A 14,284-nucleotide genomic window follows, 5' to 3' on the forward strand; every position below is an offset into this window, starting at 1 on the left:
GGCGCTCATGCTGGCAGACTCGCCAGCATGAGCGCCGTACAGTCCACGCCCGAGGTCGCCGTCATCGGCGGGACCGGCTTCTACACCTTCCTCGACGACGTCCGTGAGGTCGAGGTCGACACCCCGTACGGCCCGCCGTCCGCGCCCGTCGCGGTCGGCACGGTGCCGACGGAGGACGGTCCCCGGGCGGTGGCGTTCCTCCCGCGGCACGGGCAGGGCCACCGCTTCCCGGCACACTCCGTCCCGTACCGCGCCAACCTGTGGGCGCTGCGGAGCCTCGGCGTACGCCAGGTGCTGGCGCCGTGCGCGGTCGGCGGGCTGCAGCCCGAGCTCGGCCCCGGGACGCTCGTGGTCCCGGACCAGCTGGTCGACCGGACGACCACGCGCACGCAGACCTACTACGACCACGGCGCAGTGCACGTCTCGTTCGCCGACCCGTACTGCCCCCGCCTGCGCTCGGCACTGATCGACGGTGCACCCGGCGAGGCCGTCGACGGCGGCACGCTCGTCGTCATCGACGGGCCACGGTTCTCGACCCGTGCAGAGTCGCAGTGGTACTCCCGCGAGGGTTGGTCAGTGATCGGCATGACCGGTCACCCGGAGGCGATCCTCGCCCGCGAGCTCGCGCTCTGCTACGCCACGGTCGCCCTCGTGACCGACCTCGACGCCGGCGTGGAGGCGGCCGAGGCCGTCAGCCACCAGGAGGTGCTGCGCGTGTTCGCCGAGCACCTCGGCGGGCTCCGCGACGCGCTGCGGGACGTCGTCGGCACCCTCGGCACCGACCGCGCCTGCGACTGCCCGCACGCGCTCGACGGTCTTGACCTGCCGTTCGCGCTGCCGTAGGGAGCACCCGCGCGCAAACAGCGCCCGAGCGGCCCGCTCCCGCCGCTACGCTCGCCGCTCATGACGACGTCTTCGAAGTCGATCGCGCTCGCGGCCGTGGCGACCGTGGTTGCGGCGCTCCTCGCGGTGGTGCCTGCGGGTCCCGCAGCTGCGGACCCCCTCCCCACCACGGACCTCCCACGGTGCGGGTCTCCCGGCGCGGGCCGGCCCTGCCTCGGAGCCGTCACGCGCAACGGGGTCGTCGTCCCGGTGGGGGACCCGACGTGGCAGATCTCGGCGAAACGGGCCGAGATCGAGGGCGCACACGTGCTCATGCTGCACGCGCTTCGCGCAGGGAGCTTCGACCTCGGTGCCCCGGCGCTCGCCGACCGGTGGACGGTGACGCTCGAGACCGGCGCGATCGTGCCACGGTCTGTCGCGGGGTACGCCCGCGATGCAGTGGTGAGCCGGAGCGTGACCGGCACGGGTCACCGCATCACGGTGTCGCTGCGGCCGGTCACGATCTCCGGCCAGTGCGACATGTCCGCCTGGCCGTGGAGGTGCCCGGAGTGGGCTGCCGACCCCGACCCGATCGACAACCACGAGTGGGACGCGGCCTGGTCGCTGGACCTGTCGGACTTCGGCCAGTGGACCGACCCGGTGCAACGGGCGGCCGCGTACGGGATGGACTTCTTCACCAACGCCGCCGCTGCCAGCATGCCTCCCGCCGTGGTCGTCGACCCGAGCACCGGCGCCGACATGCTGCGCATCGACCTCGCCAACCGCCACTACCGGGAGGACGGCGTGACAGTGGTGCGGGGGCGCACCGAGCTGAGCATCCCGCACGCGTTCCTGCGGGCGGCGTACGGAGTCCCTGACCCGGCGACGCTGACTCCGGCCGGCGTGACGGTCAGCGGCGCCGCCGGCGCGACGACCACGGTGGCGCACGTCGGCGGCCGGTTGCGGATCGTGATCGACGGCATGACGTTCTCGCACCGACGCCTGTTCGTGCGGCGCGGGACGATCACGCCGACACGCCCGACGAAGGTGAGGGCAGCGCGTACGACGTCGCGCAAGGCCGTCGTGCGCTTCCGGAAGGCGACGGCCCGTGGAGCGGCGGTGCGAGGCTACCGGGTCACCTGCAAGGCGACCCGTGGTGCACACGTGCGTCGCGCCAAGGTCGGGCCGGCCAAGCGCCGCGTCGTCGTGACCAGGCTCAAGCCGGGTCGCGCGTACTCGTGTCGCGTGGTCGCCCTCTCCAAGGCCGGGACGGGCGCACCCAGCAAGGCGGTCAGGGTCAAGGCGCGCCGCTGACGGGTGCTCGGAGTTCCAATTGTCGGCAGTCGGCCGCGTGCTCGCGCGGCAGAGGGGTACCTGACAGTACGTGCGACAAGGCACGAGCCCCCTGACGACCGAAGGAACGACATGGATCTCAAGCAGCTCGCCAAAGAGACCTTCGACCGGATCGTGAATGGTCTTGCCAGTGCCGACGAGCCCCCGATCCCCGGCGCGCCGGGCCCGGAGCCCGTGAGCCTCGACGAGCCGACCGAGCCGCGCGAGCCGTTGCCGCCCAAGCGCGACCAGAGCGCGCCGGCCACCCGCACCGCCACCGGCGTGGAGACCGGTGCGCCGGTGAGCGCCCGGGCGCAGAAGGAGACCTACCTGACGACCTCGAGCGGGGTACGGCTTCGCGACACCGACCACTCGCTCAAGGCCGGAGAGCGCGGCCCGACGCTGCTCCAGGACCACCACCTCCGCGAGAAGATCACCCACTTCGACCACGAGCGCATCCCGGAGCGCGTCGTTCACGCACGGGGCGCCGGTGCGCACGGCGTGTTCGTCGGCTACGGCACCGCGGACCCGGTCTGCCGGGCGGCGTTCCTGCGCGAGGGCGCCGAGACGCCGACCTTCGTCCGCTTCTCGACCGTCCTGGGGTCGCGCGGCTCGGCGGACACCGTGCGGGACACCCGCGGATTCGCGACCAAGTTCTACACCGACGACGGCAACTTCGACCTCGTCGGCAACAACATCCCGGTGTTCTTCATCCAGGACGGCATCAAGTTCCCCGACGTCATCCACGCCGGAAAGCCGCACCCGGACCGCGAGATCCCACAGGCGCAGAGCGCTCACGACACGTTCTGGGACTTCGTGTCCCTGCACACCGAGGCGCAGCACCACACGATGTGGAACATGTCCGACCGGGGGATCCCGCGGTCCTACCGGATGATGGAGGGGTTCGGCGTCCACACGTTCCGCGTCGAGAATGCGGCGGGGGAGACCTCCCTGGTGAAGTTCCACTGGAAGCCGCAGCTCGGCGTCCACTCCGTGACCTGGGAGGAGGCACAGCTGATCAGCGGGGTCGACCCGGACTTCCACCGCCGCGACCTGTACGACGCGATCGAGGCGGGCGCCTACCCCGCGTGGGAGCTGGGTCTGCAGGTCTTCCCGGACAACCCGGAGCAGATGTTCGAGGGCATCGACCTGCTCGACCCGACGAAGATGGTGCCGGAAGAGCTGGCGCCGGTGCAGCCAGTGGGCCTGATGGTGCTCACCGCGAACCCGACCAACTTCTTCGCGGAGGTCGAGCAGATCGCCTTCCACGTGGGCCATCTCGTACCCGGGATCGACGCCACCGACGACCCGCTGGTCCAGGCGCGCCTCTTCTCCTACGTCGACACGCAGCTGACCAGGCTCGGTGGCCCGAACTTCAACCAGCTGCCCGTCAACCGGCCGCACACCGAGGTCAACGACATGCTCCGCGACGGCTTCCACCAGCACGCGGTGCACGCCGGCGTGGCGCCGTACCGTCCGAACTCGCTCGACGGCGGGTGCCCGTTCCACGCCGGTGCCGACGTCGACGGATCCTTCGAGCACCTCGCCGTACGGGTCGCCGAAGGCACGAAGGTACGCGCGCAACCCGCGTCGTACGACGACCACTTCAGCCAGGCGAGGCTGTTCTGGCTGAGCATGTCGGGAGTGGAGCAGGAGCACATCGTCCGTGCGTACACCTTCGAGCTGGGCAAGTGCTACGAGCAGGTGATCAAGGAGCGCCAGCTCCAGTGCCTCGCGAACATCGACCCCGTGCTCTGCGAGGAGGTCGCCACGGGCCTCGGCCTGCCGGTGCCGGCGCCGACGATCGCGCTGGTCGATCCCGAGCCCAGCCCTGCCTTGTCGCAGGTCGGCGAGGCGTGGCCGCCCGACGGTCGTACGGTCGGCATCGTCGTCGATCCTGACGGGGACCTCTCCGATGTGGAGGACGTCCGTACGGCGGTCTTGGCGGCGGGGATGGTGCCGCTCGTGATCGCCCCGCACGGTGGGACGGTGGGTGAGGGCATCACCGTGCAGCGCACGTTCGCGACTGCTCGGTCGGTGGAGTTCGACGTCCTCCTGGTCGCCGGGTGCCCGGTCCCGGCGCCGGACGCGCTCCCGCTGCGCGACGCGAAGGCCGGCGCAGCAGACGCGACCGAGCTCGACCCGCGGGTGGTGCTGTTGATCGAGGAGTGCTTCCGGCACGCCAAGGTCATCGGTGCCTGGGACGACGGTGGTGCCGCCCTCGACGCCGCTGGTTGCAGCGGTGGCCTCGGGATCGTCCGCGGCGATGACGGTGCCGCGGTGCTCGCTCAGGTGCAGGAGGAGATGGCGCTGCACCGGGTGTGGGACCGGTTCGGTGGGGATCCCGTCTCTTCGTGACCCTCCTCGACGCATTCCTACGACACGCGGCGTGTCGGTAGTCGCATCGAACACGTGTTCGGACTAGTGTCATCCCCAGGTCGACGGACGGGCCCGGTTTCCCCAGCACCTCGCGCCACGCGCACGAAGTGTCGGTGCCGGTCCCTACCGTCGTAGACGACCGGCGGACACAAGAGATGTGAAGGGACCACGCTGATGGCTGCTGACCCGGGCAAGGGCGCACCGAAGGACCGCGACAAGGCACTCGACGCCGCGATGGCGCAGATCGAGCGTTCGCACGGCAAGGGATCGGTGATGCGCCTCGGTGAGCGCGGCAAGATCCCGATCGAGGTCATCCCCACCGGGGCGACCTCGCTGGACATCGCTCTCGGCATCGGCGGGCTCCCGCGTGGCCGCATCGTCGAGATCTACGGGCCGGAGTCCTCCGGCAAGACGACGGTCGCCCTGCACGCGGTGGCCAACGCCCAGCGCGCCGGCGGCATCGCGGCGTTCATCGACGCCGAGCACGCGCTGGACCCTGAGTACGCGAAGGCCCTCGGCGTCGACACCGACGCGCTCCTCGTGTCGCAGCCGGACTCCGGTGAGCAGGCGCTGGAGATCGCCGACATGCTGATCCGGTCGGGCGCGCTCGACATCATCGTCATCGACTCCGTCGCGGCGCTCGTGCCCCGCGCCGAGATCGAGGGCGAGATGGGCGACAGCCACGTCGGTCTGCAGGCGCGCCTCATGAGCCAGGCGCTGCGCAAGCTCACCGGTGCGCTCCACGGCGCAGGCACGACCGCGATCTTCATCAACCAGCTCCGCGAGAAGATCGGCGTCATGTTCGGCTCGCCGGAGACCACGACCGGCGGCAAGGCGCTCAAGTTCTACGCCTCGGTCCGTCTCGACGTCCGCCGCATCGAGACGCTCAAGGACGGCACCGACATGGTCGGCAACCGCACCCGCTGCAAGGTCGTCAAGAACAAGATGGCCCCGCCGTTCAAGCAGGCCGAGTTCGACATCATGTACGGCCAGGGCATCAGCCGCGAGGGCAGCCTCCTCGACGTCGGCGTCGATGCGGGCTTCGTCCGCAAGGCCGGCGCCTGGTACACGTACGAGGGCGACCAGCTCGGCCAGGGCAAGGAGAACGCCCGCAACTTCCTGCGCGACAACCCCGACCTCGCCAACGAGCTCGAGAAGCGCATCATGGAGCACCTCGGCATCGGTGCCGCGGTCGACGAGCCGGCTGAGCCTGCGGTGACGCCCGCGGCTGCTGGAGCGGCCAAGGGCGCCAAGGCCGAGAAGGCCACGGTCGACTTCTGAGGATGGCTCGCACGCAGCGCTCGGGATCCTGGCGACGCCGGGATCCCGAGCCCGACGCGGAGCGCGACCTCGGTCCGGAGCCGGACCACGAGGCCGTTGCCCGCAAGATCCTCCTCGACCGTCTGGCCGAGCAGCCTCGCTCACGCGCCGAGCTCGCAGCTCAGCTCGCCCGCCGCAACGTTCCTGACGAGATCGCCGAGCAGATGCTCGACCGGTTCGAAGCGGTAGGTCTCGTCGATGACGAGGAGTTCGCGCAGCTCTGGGTGCGTTCCCGGCAGCAGACGCGCGGCCTCGCCGGTCGCGCCCTCGCACTCGAGCTCCGTCGCAAGGGCATCGACGACGAGATCGTGCGCGACACGATCGACACCATCGACCCGGAGTCGGAGGAGGCGGCGGCTCGGGCCGTCGTCCGCAAGAAGCTGCGGGCGATGCGCAACGTCGACGAGCAGGTGAAGATCCGCCGGCTCGTCGGCGCGCTGGGACGCAAGGGATACGGGCCGGGCCTTGCCTACCGGATCGTCCGCGAGGAGGTCGGCGCCGCCGAGGATCCGTTCGACGCGGACGACTGGGACGACGACGCCTGACGCCCTCGTCCCACGCGTGCCAGCATGGGGGAGTGCACGGAGTCCTCGCCGGTGTCTCGTGCCTGCTCCTCCTGAGTGCGTGCAGCGGGAGCGGGCCTCAGGGTGAGCCGACCTCGGCCGGGCCGGCCCCGGCGACGTCCGCGGAGAGCGCTACGAGCGGCGGCGCTCCGACGAGCGGCGGCGCTCCAGGGTCCGTCGCACCCGAGGACACAGCAACGCCGGGTGAGCCCGGCACCGGTGCTCCCGCGACCGACCCGCCGAAGCCCGAGGCTCCGGCCGCCGACGTCGTCGCAATGCGGGCTGCCGTACGCCACCTCGCGGGCGTGATCGGACCGCGCCTGGCCACGGCACCGGCGTATGGCGAGGCCGCGGCGTGGTTCGGCGACGAGATGCGCGGCTTGGGCTACACCGTGTCGCAGGAGGCGTTCCGTGTCCCGGGTGGGGACTCGTGGGGAGTGCCCGTTCGCGCCGGACGGTCGATGAACGTGATCGCGGATCCGCCGGAATTCGACCCGTCTCGCCCACACCTCGTCGTCGGCGCGCATCTGGACACGGTGGCCGTGTCGCCGGGGGCTGAGGACAACGCGTCGGGAGTCGCGGTGGTCCGGGAGCTGGGGCGGTTGGCGGCGTCGTACGGGACGCGGTTGCCGGTGCGCTTCATTGCGTTCGGCGCGGAGGAGCCACGTGGTCCGGGCGACGACCTTCACCACTTCGGCTCGCAGCACCGGGTGGCGGAGATGTCAGCTGCCGAGCGCCGGGCGCTCCGGGCCATGGTGTCGCTCGACCGGGTCGGCGTACGCGGCTCGTCGGTGCCAGTGTGCGACGGCGGCACGAGCGACGGGCAGGTGGTCCGCGAGCTGGTCGCGGCCGCCGGCGGGATCCCCACGACGACATGCGAGAACCGCGCCAGCGACCACTGGTCGTACGAGAAGGCGGACGTTCCTGCGGCGCGGCTGGGGAGCATCCCGTACGCGGGCTACCACTCCGCGGCCGATCGGCCTCGCGTCGTCGATGATCGGCAGCTCCGCTGGGTCGCCACCGTCACCTGGCGCTGGCTGCAGCAGCCCCCGCTTCGTCCCCGATTTGTGGACTTTGACAAGGAATCAGGCGCCCGATTCTTTGTCAAAGTCCACAAGTCGGGGACGGGGCGGGTCAGGGAATCGCGTACGGGCCCCGGCTGGTCTCCCACGCAGTGGCGAGGACGCGTTGGGCTCGACCTGCCCGCGCCGGTCGTGGCGTGAAGCGGTCGTCGATCACGTACGGGACCAGTCGCGCGGCCTTCACCACGCCGTCCCACAGCACGAGTTCCAGTACGGCCCCCTCCCGCGTCCGTTGCTGGAAGTCCATGTCGAAGACGAAGTTGCCGAGCGAGTGCACGACGAGCGTGTCCCCGACCTGCTCGAGCCCCTGCAGCCAGTGCGGGTGGCCGCCGACCACGACATCGGCTCCGGCTCGGGCGACGACCCGCGCCACCCGACGCTGGGACGCCTCCGGCACGTTCGTGTACTGCGTGCCCCAGTGCGTCATCACCACCACCGTGTCGACCTCCGCGGCGAGCTCCCGCACCTGCTGCTCGAGCCGCGCCAACCGTGCTTCGTCCATCGGGCCCGTGCGCGGAGGCATGTCGAGCCGGTTCGTCCCCGGCGTCGAGGCGGAAGCCGCCGGTGTCTCCCCGATGGAGTCCACCGCGATGAACCCGACCGTCGTGTCGCCGCGGGTCACGACGAGCGGGCGCTCGGCCTCCGCGCGGTCGAGCCCTGCGCCGACGTACGGCAGCCCACCGGCGCGCAGGCGCGCGAACGTGTCGCGCATCGCTCGTGGGCCGAAGTCGCCCAGGTGGTTGTTCGCGAGTCCGATGACGTCGAAGCCTGCGGCGCGCAGCCCGCGCCTCACCGACGGGTCAGCACCGAACGAGTCACCGCCCTGTGTCGGCGAGCCGCGCTGCGAGAGCGTCGACTCGAGATTGCCGACGGCGATGTCGGCACCAGCAAGACGTTCGGCGAACCCACGGAACACTGCGGTCGGGTCACCGACTCTGTCTAGGTACGCACCGACCCGGCGGCCGAGCATGATGTCGCCGGTGATCGCGAGCGTCACGATGTCCGGCTCAGGCACAGGTGCGGCGGAGCGCAGCGGATACGCCGCCGGGTTGCGCATGGGGTCGATGCTGCCCACCCGGACGGCGCGGACCGTCTCGTCGACGGCCGCCGCGGGCACGTACCCGATCAGATCAGGGTCGCGTCCCACACGTGCGATGACTGCCTGGGCATCGGCGAGGCGTTCGGCGGACGGGACGTCGGAGCGGTCGGTGACCAGGCGCAGCCCGGACAGCGATCCCGACCCGAGGAGCCGTACGGCGCCGTCTGTCGAGAGGACCCGCAAGGGGGAGTGGTGGTGGGTGACGAGGACGCGAGCGGTCTCGTCGGCCGGGGTCTCGGCAGGCTCGACGGGCGCTGACGGCTCGGTCGACGGCGAGGCCGCAGGCGAGGTCGGCTCGCCCGGCGAGGCGGGGTCGGCCGGCGAGGACGGAGACGTGCAGCCGGCGAGGAGGATGCCGGCGGCAAGAAGGAGCGCGGTGCGTCCCATCTCTTGAGGTTAGACGCGACCCGGGCGCAGGCACGCGGTTAGCCTCTGGCCATGACGATGAGGGGAGACGACTCGATCGCGTTCCGCCTGATGCGCGAGGACGATCTCGGGCTGCTCGTCGCGTGGCGCCACGAGCCGCACGTCCTGACGTGGTTTCGCGACCCACCGGTCGATGTCGCGGACGCACGAGCGCGGTACGGCGCACGCTTGCGAGGCGGCGATCCGACCCGGATGTGGGTGGTCGAGGTCGACGGCCGACTGGTCGGCTCGCTCCAGGACTACCCGGTCGACTCCGACGACGACCTGGCCGTGCGCGTGCAGCTGCCCGGTGCTGTCGGGTTCGACTACCTGATCGGCGATCCGAGCGAGGTCGGGCGCGGGCTCGGCACGCGGATGCTGGCCGCGTACCTTCGCGACGTCGTACTCCCCGCGCATCCCGACGCGCCGTGGTTCGTGGCCTGTCCCGACGCTCGGAACGCGGCGTCGCTGCGGGTGCTCGACAAGCTCGGGTTCGAGCAGCGGCAGTGGATCCAGATGCCGGGGGAGGAGTACGCCGAGATCGTGTGCCGGGCTTCTCGAGATCACCTCGAGACCACGGTTACCCATGAGTAACAAACCTGCTAGTGTCCCGTCCATGAACCAGACGCTCGCCCTGTACAAGCGCATCTCGGCCCTGCCACTGGGCGACCGGCTCTTCGGTCTCGCCTTCTCGCTCAAGGCTCCCTACTTCCGTACGGTGCGCCCGCGGGTCCGCGAGATGCGTCCGCACCGGGCCGAGCTCGTCCTCCCCAAGCGGTGGGGCGTCCAGAACCACATCGGCACCGTGCACGCGATCGCGGTCTGCAACGGCCTCGAGGCCGCGATGGGGCTGCTCGCCGAGGCGACCGTCCCGAAGGGCTACCGCTGGCTCCCGAAGGGCATGGACGTCGCCTACCTCGCGAAGTCGACCAGCGACCTCGTCTGTGTCGCGGAGACCACCGAGGCCGACTGGGCCAACGCGCCGGAGGTCGACGTCACGGTCCATGCGACGCGCGACGACGGCACTCGCGTGGTCGAAGGTGTCATCCACCTGTGGGTCACGCCCGTTCCCAGCCGCTGATCGGGGTTTCGACTCGCTTCGCTCGCTCAACCAGCGGAGGGTACGACGCTTGCCCGCAGCGGAGGGTACGACGCTTGCCCGCGGCGGAGGGTACGACGCTTGCCCGCGGCGGAGGGTACGACGCTTGCCCGCGGCGGAGGATGCGACGCTTGCCCGCGGCGGAGGATGCGACGCTCAACCACCGGAGGATGCGACGCTTGCCGCAGCAGAGGATGCGACACTTGCCCGCGTGACCAGCACTGTGCCCGTGACCAGCGACGCCAACGCCTACTGCACCCTATCCGTACGCCGCGTCGGCGGCAGCCGCGACGTGCACGACTACGCACGGATCCTCGGGGTGCGCGACGGCTTCCTCTTCCTCGAGGACGGCATGCTCACCGATCGCTCGGGCAACGGCATCCGTACGGCGCAGGTGCACGCGATCCCGCTGGCTGAGATCGCCGCCGTCGACGTGGAGACCCACGCCGACGACGACGAGAACAGCGAGACCACCATCGGGCTGGAGTCGGCGGGGATGCTCAACTTCGACGGCAGCGTCTACGTGCGCTGAGGGAGCGACCGGACTAGTACACGCCGCCGCCCTGTCCGCTGTGTGTCGTCCGGACACGCTCGGCCGAGATCTCCTCCTCGGTCTCGCCGAGGACACCGACAGCAGTGAGGTTCAACTTGTGCCCGCCACTGAACTTCTTCTGCGCCCAGCGTGCGAGCACCTCGAGGATCAGGTTCACGACGAGGTAGAGCATCAGCAGCACGAGTGTCGCCGGAAGCTGGTTCTGGAACGTTAGCCAGATGCTCTTCATCTCCGTGGTGAGTCCCGGGGCGAGGATCGTGTAGCCGAGCGACGTGTCTTTCAGCGCGACGATGCACTGACTGATGATCGACGGCAACATGATCTTGACCGCTTGGGGGAGCAGGACCGACGTCATCACCTGGTACTTGCGCATACCGAGTGCGTACGCCGCCTCAGACTGCCCCTTCGGAAGCGCGTTGATGCCAGCGCGGAAGACCTCGGCGAGCACCGATCCGTTGTAGAGCACGAGGCCGATGACCAGTGACTGGAACGACTTGTCGAGCTGCAGCCCATTCAGTGTCCAGATGAAGATGATGAGCATCAGCAGCGGCACGGCACGGAAGAACTCGACAACCAGCCAGGACGGCCATCGGATCCACGCATGCTCCGAGAGCTTGCCGATGCCGAAGATCACGCCGAAGACAACCGCGCCCGCGATCGCGAAGGCCGCGGCCTTCAAGGTCTCGAGGAGCGCGCGTCCGATCAGCTCCATGTAGGTCGGTGTGACGAACGGCTCCCACAGATCGCCCTCCAGCTGGCCGTTCTGGTTCAGCAGCCGGATTGTCCAGAAGATCCCGACGAGCACCAGCAGCACTGTGACGATGCCGACGATGCGATTGACGAAGCGTGCGCGTGGCCCCGGGTTGTCATACAGGACGGTGCTCATCGCTCTGCCCTCCAGCGGCGCTCGAGCATGGCAGCGCCGAACGAGATGAACTCGACGATCACGATGTAGCAGATGGCGATCGCGACGAAGATGATGATGCGGTCGGTGGCGTACTCGTTGAGTAGCTGCTTCGACCGGAAGGTGAGTTCGAGGCTGCCGAACGCCATCGCGATCGAGGTGTTCTTCGTAAGGGCGATCAAGACGCTTGCCAGCGGCGGGACCACGTTGCGAAACGCCTGGGGGAGCACGACTTGCGTCATGGTCTGCCCGAACCCGAAGCCGAGCGAGCGGGCCGCTTCGGCCTGCCCTAAGGGGATGCCGTTGATTCCCGACCGGAGGCTCTCGGCGACGAAGGCCGCGGTGTAGAGCCCCATGGTGCTGACAGTCTTGATGAAGATGTCGTTGTTGAACGTGATCCCGATCTGCGGGAGGCCGAAGAACGTGATCAGCAACAGGACCAGGAGCGGCGAGTTGCGGAAGATCGTCACGTAGACGGCTGCAATGCTTCGCAGCACCGGCACGGGACTGACGCGGAAGACGGCGATGATCGTGCCGACGATCAAGGCGATCACCGCGCTTGCGGCGAGAAGTCGAAGGGTCCATCCGAATCCAGAGAGGATGAGGTCCCAGTTCTCGGTCAAGGCATCCACGTGCACCTCCTCACAGGGGTCGTAGTTGAACAGGCCCGTCAGACGGGGCCGACCCGTAGGCCGACCCCGTCAGTGGTGATGGGTCAGGGGCAGGGATCGACCGTCGGCTGGTCCGGCGTGTCGATGCCGGACTTGCCGAGCGTGTCGTCGAATGCGGCCTCCCAGTCGCCGTCCTCGAACGCGCCCTCGAGCGTGTCGTTGATGAACTCGCAGAGCTCGGCCGAGTCCTTGTTGTAGCCGATGCCGTAGCGCTCCTCGGAGAACGGATCGCCCACGACCTTCGTCGTGCCCGGGTCCTGCGCCGCGTAGCCCGCAAGGATCGCGCCGTCGGTGGTGACGGCATCCACCGAGCCGGTCTTGAGCTGATCGACGCACTGCGAGTAGGTGTCGAAGCCGGCCGGGGTTGCGCCGTACTTCTCCTCGACGGTGGCGATCGACGTCGAGCCAGTCACCGAGCAGACCTTCTTGCCCGCGAGGTCGTCCGGGCCGTTGATGTCAGTGTTCGACTCCTGCACGAGCAACTGCTGGCCCGTGACGTAGTAAGGCCCAGCCTGGCCGACAACCTGGCGACGCTCGTCGGTGATCGAGTACGAGGCGATCACGAAGTCGACGGTGCTGTTCTGGAGGAACGGCTCGCGGTTGTCGGAGATGGTCTCGACCCACTCGATCTTGTCGGGTGCGATGCCGAGCTTCGCGGCGAGGATCTGGCCCATGTTCGGGTCGAAGCCCTCGGGAGCGTCCGCCCCGGCGGCCTTGAAGCCGATGCCAGGCTGATCGAACTTCACGCCGATCTTGACGGTGCCCGCCTCGGCGATCTCCTTCATCCGGGTGCCGTCGTCGAACTCGTCGGCGGCGTTCTCCACGACCTCGGGGCTGAAGCCGCCGCCGCCGCCGTCGCCGTCACCGCCGTCGTCGTCGCTGCCCGCATCGCCACATCCGGCGAGCGCGAGGGCTGCCGCCGCGGCGACGACAGCGATCTTGGTCCTTCGGATCTTCATGACTTCTCCCTTTGCCTTCACGAGCGCCGCGGGTGCGGCTCCGCCATCGGTTTGGATCGGTGCTGCGTTCGGTGGTGCAGAGGTGGTGCGAGGGGTCAGTGCTTGAGGATCTTCGCGAGGAAGTCCTTCGCACGGTCGGTCTCAGGGTGGTCGAAGAACTCCTGGGGAGTGTTCTCCTCGAGGATCTGGCCGTCGGACATGAAGACGACGCGGTCCGCAGCCGTACGGGCGAAGCCCATCTCGTGGGTGACGACGACCATCGTCATGCCGGCCTTGGCCAGCGCGACCATCGTGTCGAGCACCTCCTTGATCATCTCGGGATCGAGCGCGGAGGTCGGCTCGTCGAAGAGCATGACCTTCGGGTCCATCGCGAGTGCTCGGGCGATCGCCACGCGCTGCTGCTGCCCGCCCGACAGCTGGGCAGGGTACTTGTTGGCCTGCGAGTCGACGCCGACGCGCTTGAGCAGCTCCATCGCGCGCTTCTCGGCGTCGGCCTTCGACTTCTTGCGGACCTTGATCGGCCCGAGCATGACGTTCTCGAGGACGGTCTTGTGCGCGAAGAGGTTGAACGACTGGAACACCATGCCGACGTCGGCACGCAGCTGGGCAAGTTTGCGGCCCTCCTCGGGAAGGAGGGCGCCGTCGATCGCGATGGTGCCCTGGTCGATCGGCTCGAGCCGGTTGATCGCTCTGCAGAGCGTCGACTTGCCCGAACCGGACGGGCCGATGACGACCACGACCTCGCCCGGCTTGACGTGGAGGTTGATGTCCTTGAGGACGTGCAGCTCGCCGAACCACTTCTGGACATCGTCCATGGCGACCATCGTGGCGGCGGTGGCGGTCGAGCTGCCCGAGCCTGTCGGCGCAGGCGTGACCGAGTCGTACGAGTCATCCGACATGTGAAAAAACCTAAGGGGAACGACACTCCGGTGCTAGCCAGGCACGCACTCGCCCGGGGGTTGTTGTCAGAACGTGACCGCGCGATTGGTTGCGGCCCAGAAGGCTCCGGTGTCGGTATCGGGCCTCGCTGACCCCGGTGTGTGGGATGTTTCCGGCACCAGAACCGAGGTTCCGCCACAAGCACGGGCTTGGTGGC

At 69.4% G+C, this 14,284-nt stretch carries 14 protein-coding genes; 9 read left to right on the forward strand and 5 right to left on the reverse strand.

From position 1 onward, the window contains the following. Positions 1–27: 27 nt before the first annotated feature. The 6 genes from GH747_RS16980 (at position 28) to GH747_RS17005 (ending at position 7,639) form a co-directional block, all read left to right on the forward strand. Positions 28–843: an S-methyl-5'-thioadenosine phosphorylase gene (locus tag GH747_RS16980; RefSeq protein WP_149770803.1), complete on the forward strand. Its 816-nt coding sequence runs from the start codon at positions 28–30 to the stop codon at positions 841–843. Positions 844–903: 60 nt separating this feature from the next. Continuing rightward, positions 904–2,136 carry a fibronectin type III domain-containing protein gene (locus GH747_RS16985; protein WP_149770804.1) on the forward strand — a complete coding sequence of 411 codons (1,233 nt, stop codon included), beginning with the start codon at positions 904–906 and terminating at the stop codon, positions 2,134–2,136. A gap of 111 nt (positions 2,137–2,247) precedes the next feature. Next, complete coding sequence (locus tag GH747_RS16990) at positions 2,248–4,512, forward strand: catalase (RefSeq protein ID WP_149770805.1); 2,265 nt, start codon at positions 2,248–2,250, stop codon at positions 4,510–4,512. 195 nt (positions 4,513–4,707) lie between these two features. Next, positions 4,708–5,814, forward strand: coding sequence for a recombinase RecA (gene recA / locus GH747_RS16995; protein WP_149770806.1), 1,107 nt, complete (start codon positions 4,708–4,710; stop codon positions 5,812–5,814). A gap of 2 nt (positions 5,815–5,816) precedes the next feature. Next, a complete protein-coding gene (locus tag GH747_RS17000; protein WP_149770807.1) occupies positions 5,817–6,398 on the forward strand; it encodes a regulatory protein RecX in 582 nt (193 codons plus the stop codon). A 32-nt stretch (positions 6,399–6,430) separates the two neighbouring features. Next, the gene (locus GH747_RS17005; protein WP_228552964.1) at positions 6,431–7,639 is read left to right on the forward strand and encodes a M28 family metallopeptidase; all 1,209 of its coding nucleotides are present in this window, start codon (positions 6,431–6,433) and stop codon (positions 7,637–7,639) included. Here GH747_RS17005 and GH747_RS17010 read toward each other — a convergent pair. Next, positions 7,551–8,984, reverse strand: coding sequence for a CapA family protein (locus tag GH747_RS17010; protein ID WP_149770808.1), 1,434 nt, complete (start codon positions 8,982–8,984; stop codon positions 7,551–7,553). The two genes, GH747_RS17005 and GH747_RS17010, sit on opposite strands and share 89 nt — an antisense overlap. A gap of 51 nt (positions 8,985–9,035) precedes the next feature. Between GH747_RS17010 and GH747_RS17015 the strand changes: the two genes are divergently transcribed. The 3 genes from GH747_RS17015 (at position 9,036) to GH747_RS17025 (ending at position 10,633) form a co-directional block, all read left to right on the forward strand. Next, complete coding sequence (locus GH747_RS17015; protein WP_149770809.1) at positions 9,036–9,596, forward strand: GNAT family N-acetyltransferase; 561 nt, start codon at positions 9,036–9,038, stop codon at positions 9,594–9,596. Positions 9,597–9,618: 22 nt separating this feature from the next. Then, positions 9,619–10,083, forward strand: a complete 465-nt coding sequence (locus tag GH747_RS17020) for a hotdog fold domain-containing protein (RefSeq protein ID WP_149770810.1) — start codon at positions 9,619–9,621, stop codon at positions 10,081–10,083. A gap of 229 nt (positions 10,084–10,312) precedes the next feature. Then, positions 10,313–10,633 (forward strand): hypothetical protein, encoded by a 321-nt coding sequence (locus GH747_RS17025; RefSeq protein WP_149770811.1) that lies wholly within the window; start codon positions 10,313–10,315, stop codon positions 10,631–10,633. A gap of 13 nt (positions 10,634–10,646) precedes the next feature. Here the strand turns inward: GH747_RS17025 and GH747_RS17030 are convergent, their stop codons facing one another. The 4 genes from GH747_RS17030 to GH747_RS17045 all read right to left on the reverse strand — a co-directional run bounded on the left by GH747_RS17030 (position 10,647) and on the right by GH747_RS17045 (position 14,012). Then, positions 10,647–11,540 (reverse strand): amino acid ABC transporter permease, encoded by an 894-nt coding sequence (locus GH747_RS17030; protein ID WP_149770812.1) that lies wholly within the window; start codon positions 11,538–11,540, stop codon positions 10,647–10,649. Continuing rightward, complete coding sequence (locus GH747_RS17035) at positions 11,537–12,190, reverse strand: amino acid ABC transporter permease (protein ID WP_149770813.1); 654 nt, start codon at positions 12,188–12,190, stop codon at positions 11,537–11,539. Before GH747_RS17035 ends, GH747_RS17030 begins: the two co-directional genes overlap by 4 nt. Positions 12,191–12,273: 83 nt before the next feature. Next, complete coding sequence (locus GH747_RS17040; protein WP_149770814.1) at positions 12,274–13,188, reverse strand: glutamate ABC transporter substrate-binding protein; 915 nt, start codon at positions 13,186–13,188, stop codon at positions 12,274–12,276. A gap of 95 nt (positions 13,189–13,283) precedes the next feature. Beyond that, positions 13,284–14,012 (reverse strand): amino acid ABC transporter ATP-binding protein, encoded by a 729-nt coding sequence (locus GH747_RS17045; RefSeq protein ID WP_149770935.1) that lies wholly within the window; start codon positions 14,010–14,012, stop codon positions 13,284–13,286. Positions 14,013–14,284 lie beyond the last annotated feature (272 nt).

It is taken from the genome of Mumia xiangluensis, from assembly GCF_010994095.1.
Classification (GTDB): domain Bacteria; phylum Actinomycetota; class Actinomycetes; order Propionibacteriales; family Nocardioidaceae; genus Mumia; species Mumia xiangluensis.

Excerpts from the sequence above, each read along its gene's own strand:
- GH747_RS17040 (WP_149770814.1), bottom strand. The coding sequence starts at position 13,188 with ATGAAGATCCGAAGGACCAAGATCGCTGTCGTCGCCGCGGCGGCAGCC.
- GH747_RS17010 (WP_149770808.1), bottom strand. The coding sequence starts at position 8,984 with ATGGGACGCACCGCGCTCCTTCTTGCCGCCGGCATCCTCCTCGCCGGC.
- GH747_RS16990 (WP_149770805.1), top strand. The coding sequence starts at position 2,248 with ATGGATCTCAAGCAGCTCGCCAAAGAGACCTTCGACCGGATCGTGAAT.
- GH747_RS17030 (WP_149770812.1), bottom strand. The coding sequence starts at position 11,540 with ATGAGCACCGTCCTGTATGACAACCCGGGGCCACGCGCACGCTTCGTC.
- GH747_RS17020 (WP_149770810.1), top strand. The coding sequence starts at position 9,619 with ATGAACCAGACGCTCGCCCTGTACAAGCGCATCTCGGCCCTGCCACTG.
- recA (WP_149770806.1), top strand. The coding sequence starts at position 4,708 with ATGGCTGCTGACCCGGGCAAGGGCGCACCGAAGGACCGCGACAAGGCA.
- GH747_RS17015 (WP_149770809.1), top strand. The coding sequence starts at position 9,036 with ATGACGATGAGGGGAGACGACTCGATCGCGTTCCGCCTGATGCGCGAG.
- GH747_RS16980 (WP_149770803.1), top strand. The coding sequence starts at position 28 with ATGAGCGCCGTACAGTCCACGCCCGAGGTCGCCGTCATCGGCGGGACC.
- GH747_RS17045 (WP_149770935.1), bottom strand. The coding sequence starts at position 14,012 with ATGGTCGCCATGGACGATGTCCAGAAGTGGTTCGGCGAGCTGCACGTC.
- GH747_RS16985 (WP_149770804.1), top strand. The coding sequence starts at position 904 with ATGACGACGTCTTCGAAGTCGATCGCGCTCGCGGCCGTGGCGACCGTG.
- GH747_RS17000 (WP_149770807.1), top strand. The coding sequence starts at position 5,817 with ATGGCTCGCACGCAGCGCTCGGGATCCTGGCGACGCCGGGATCCCGAG.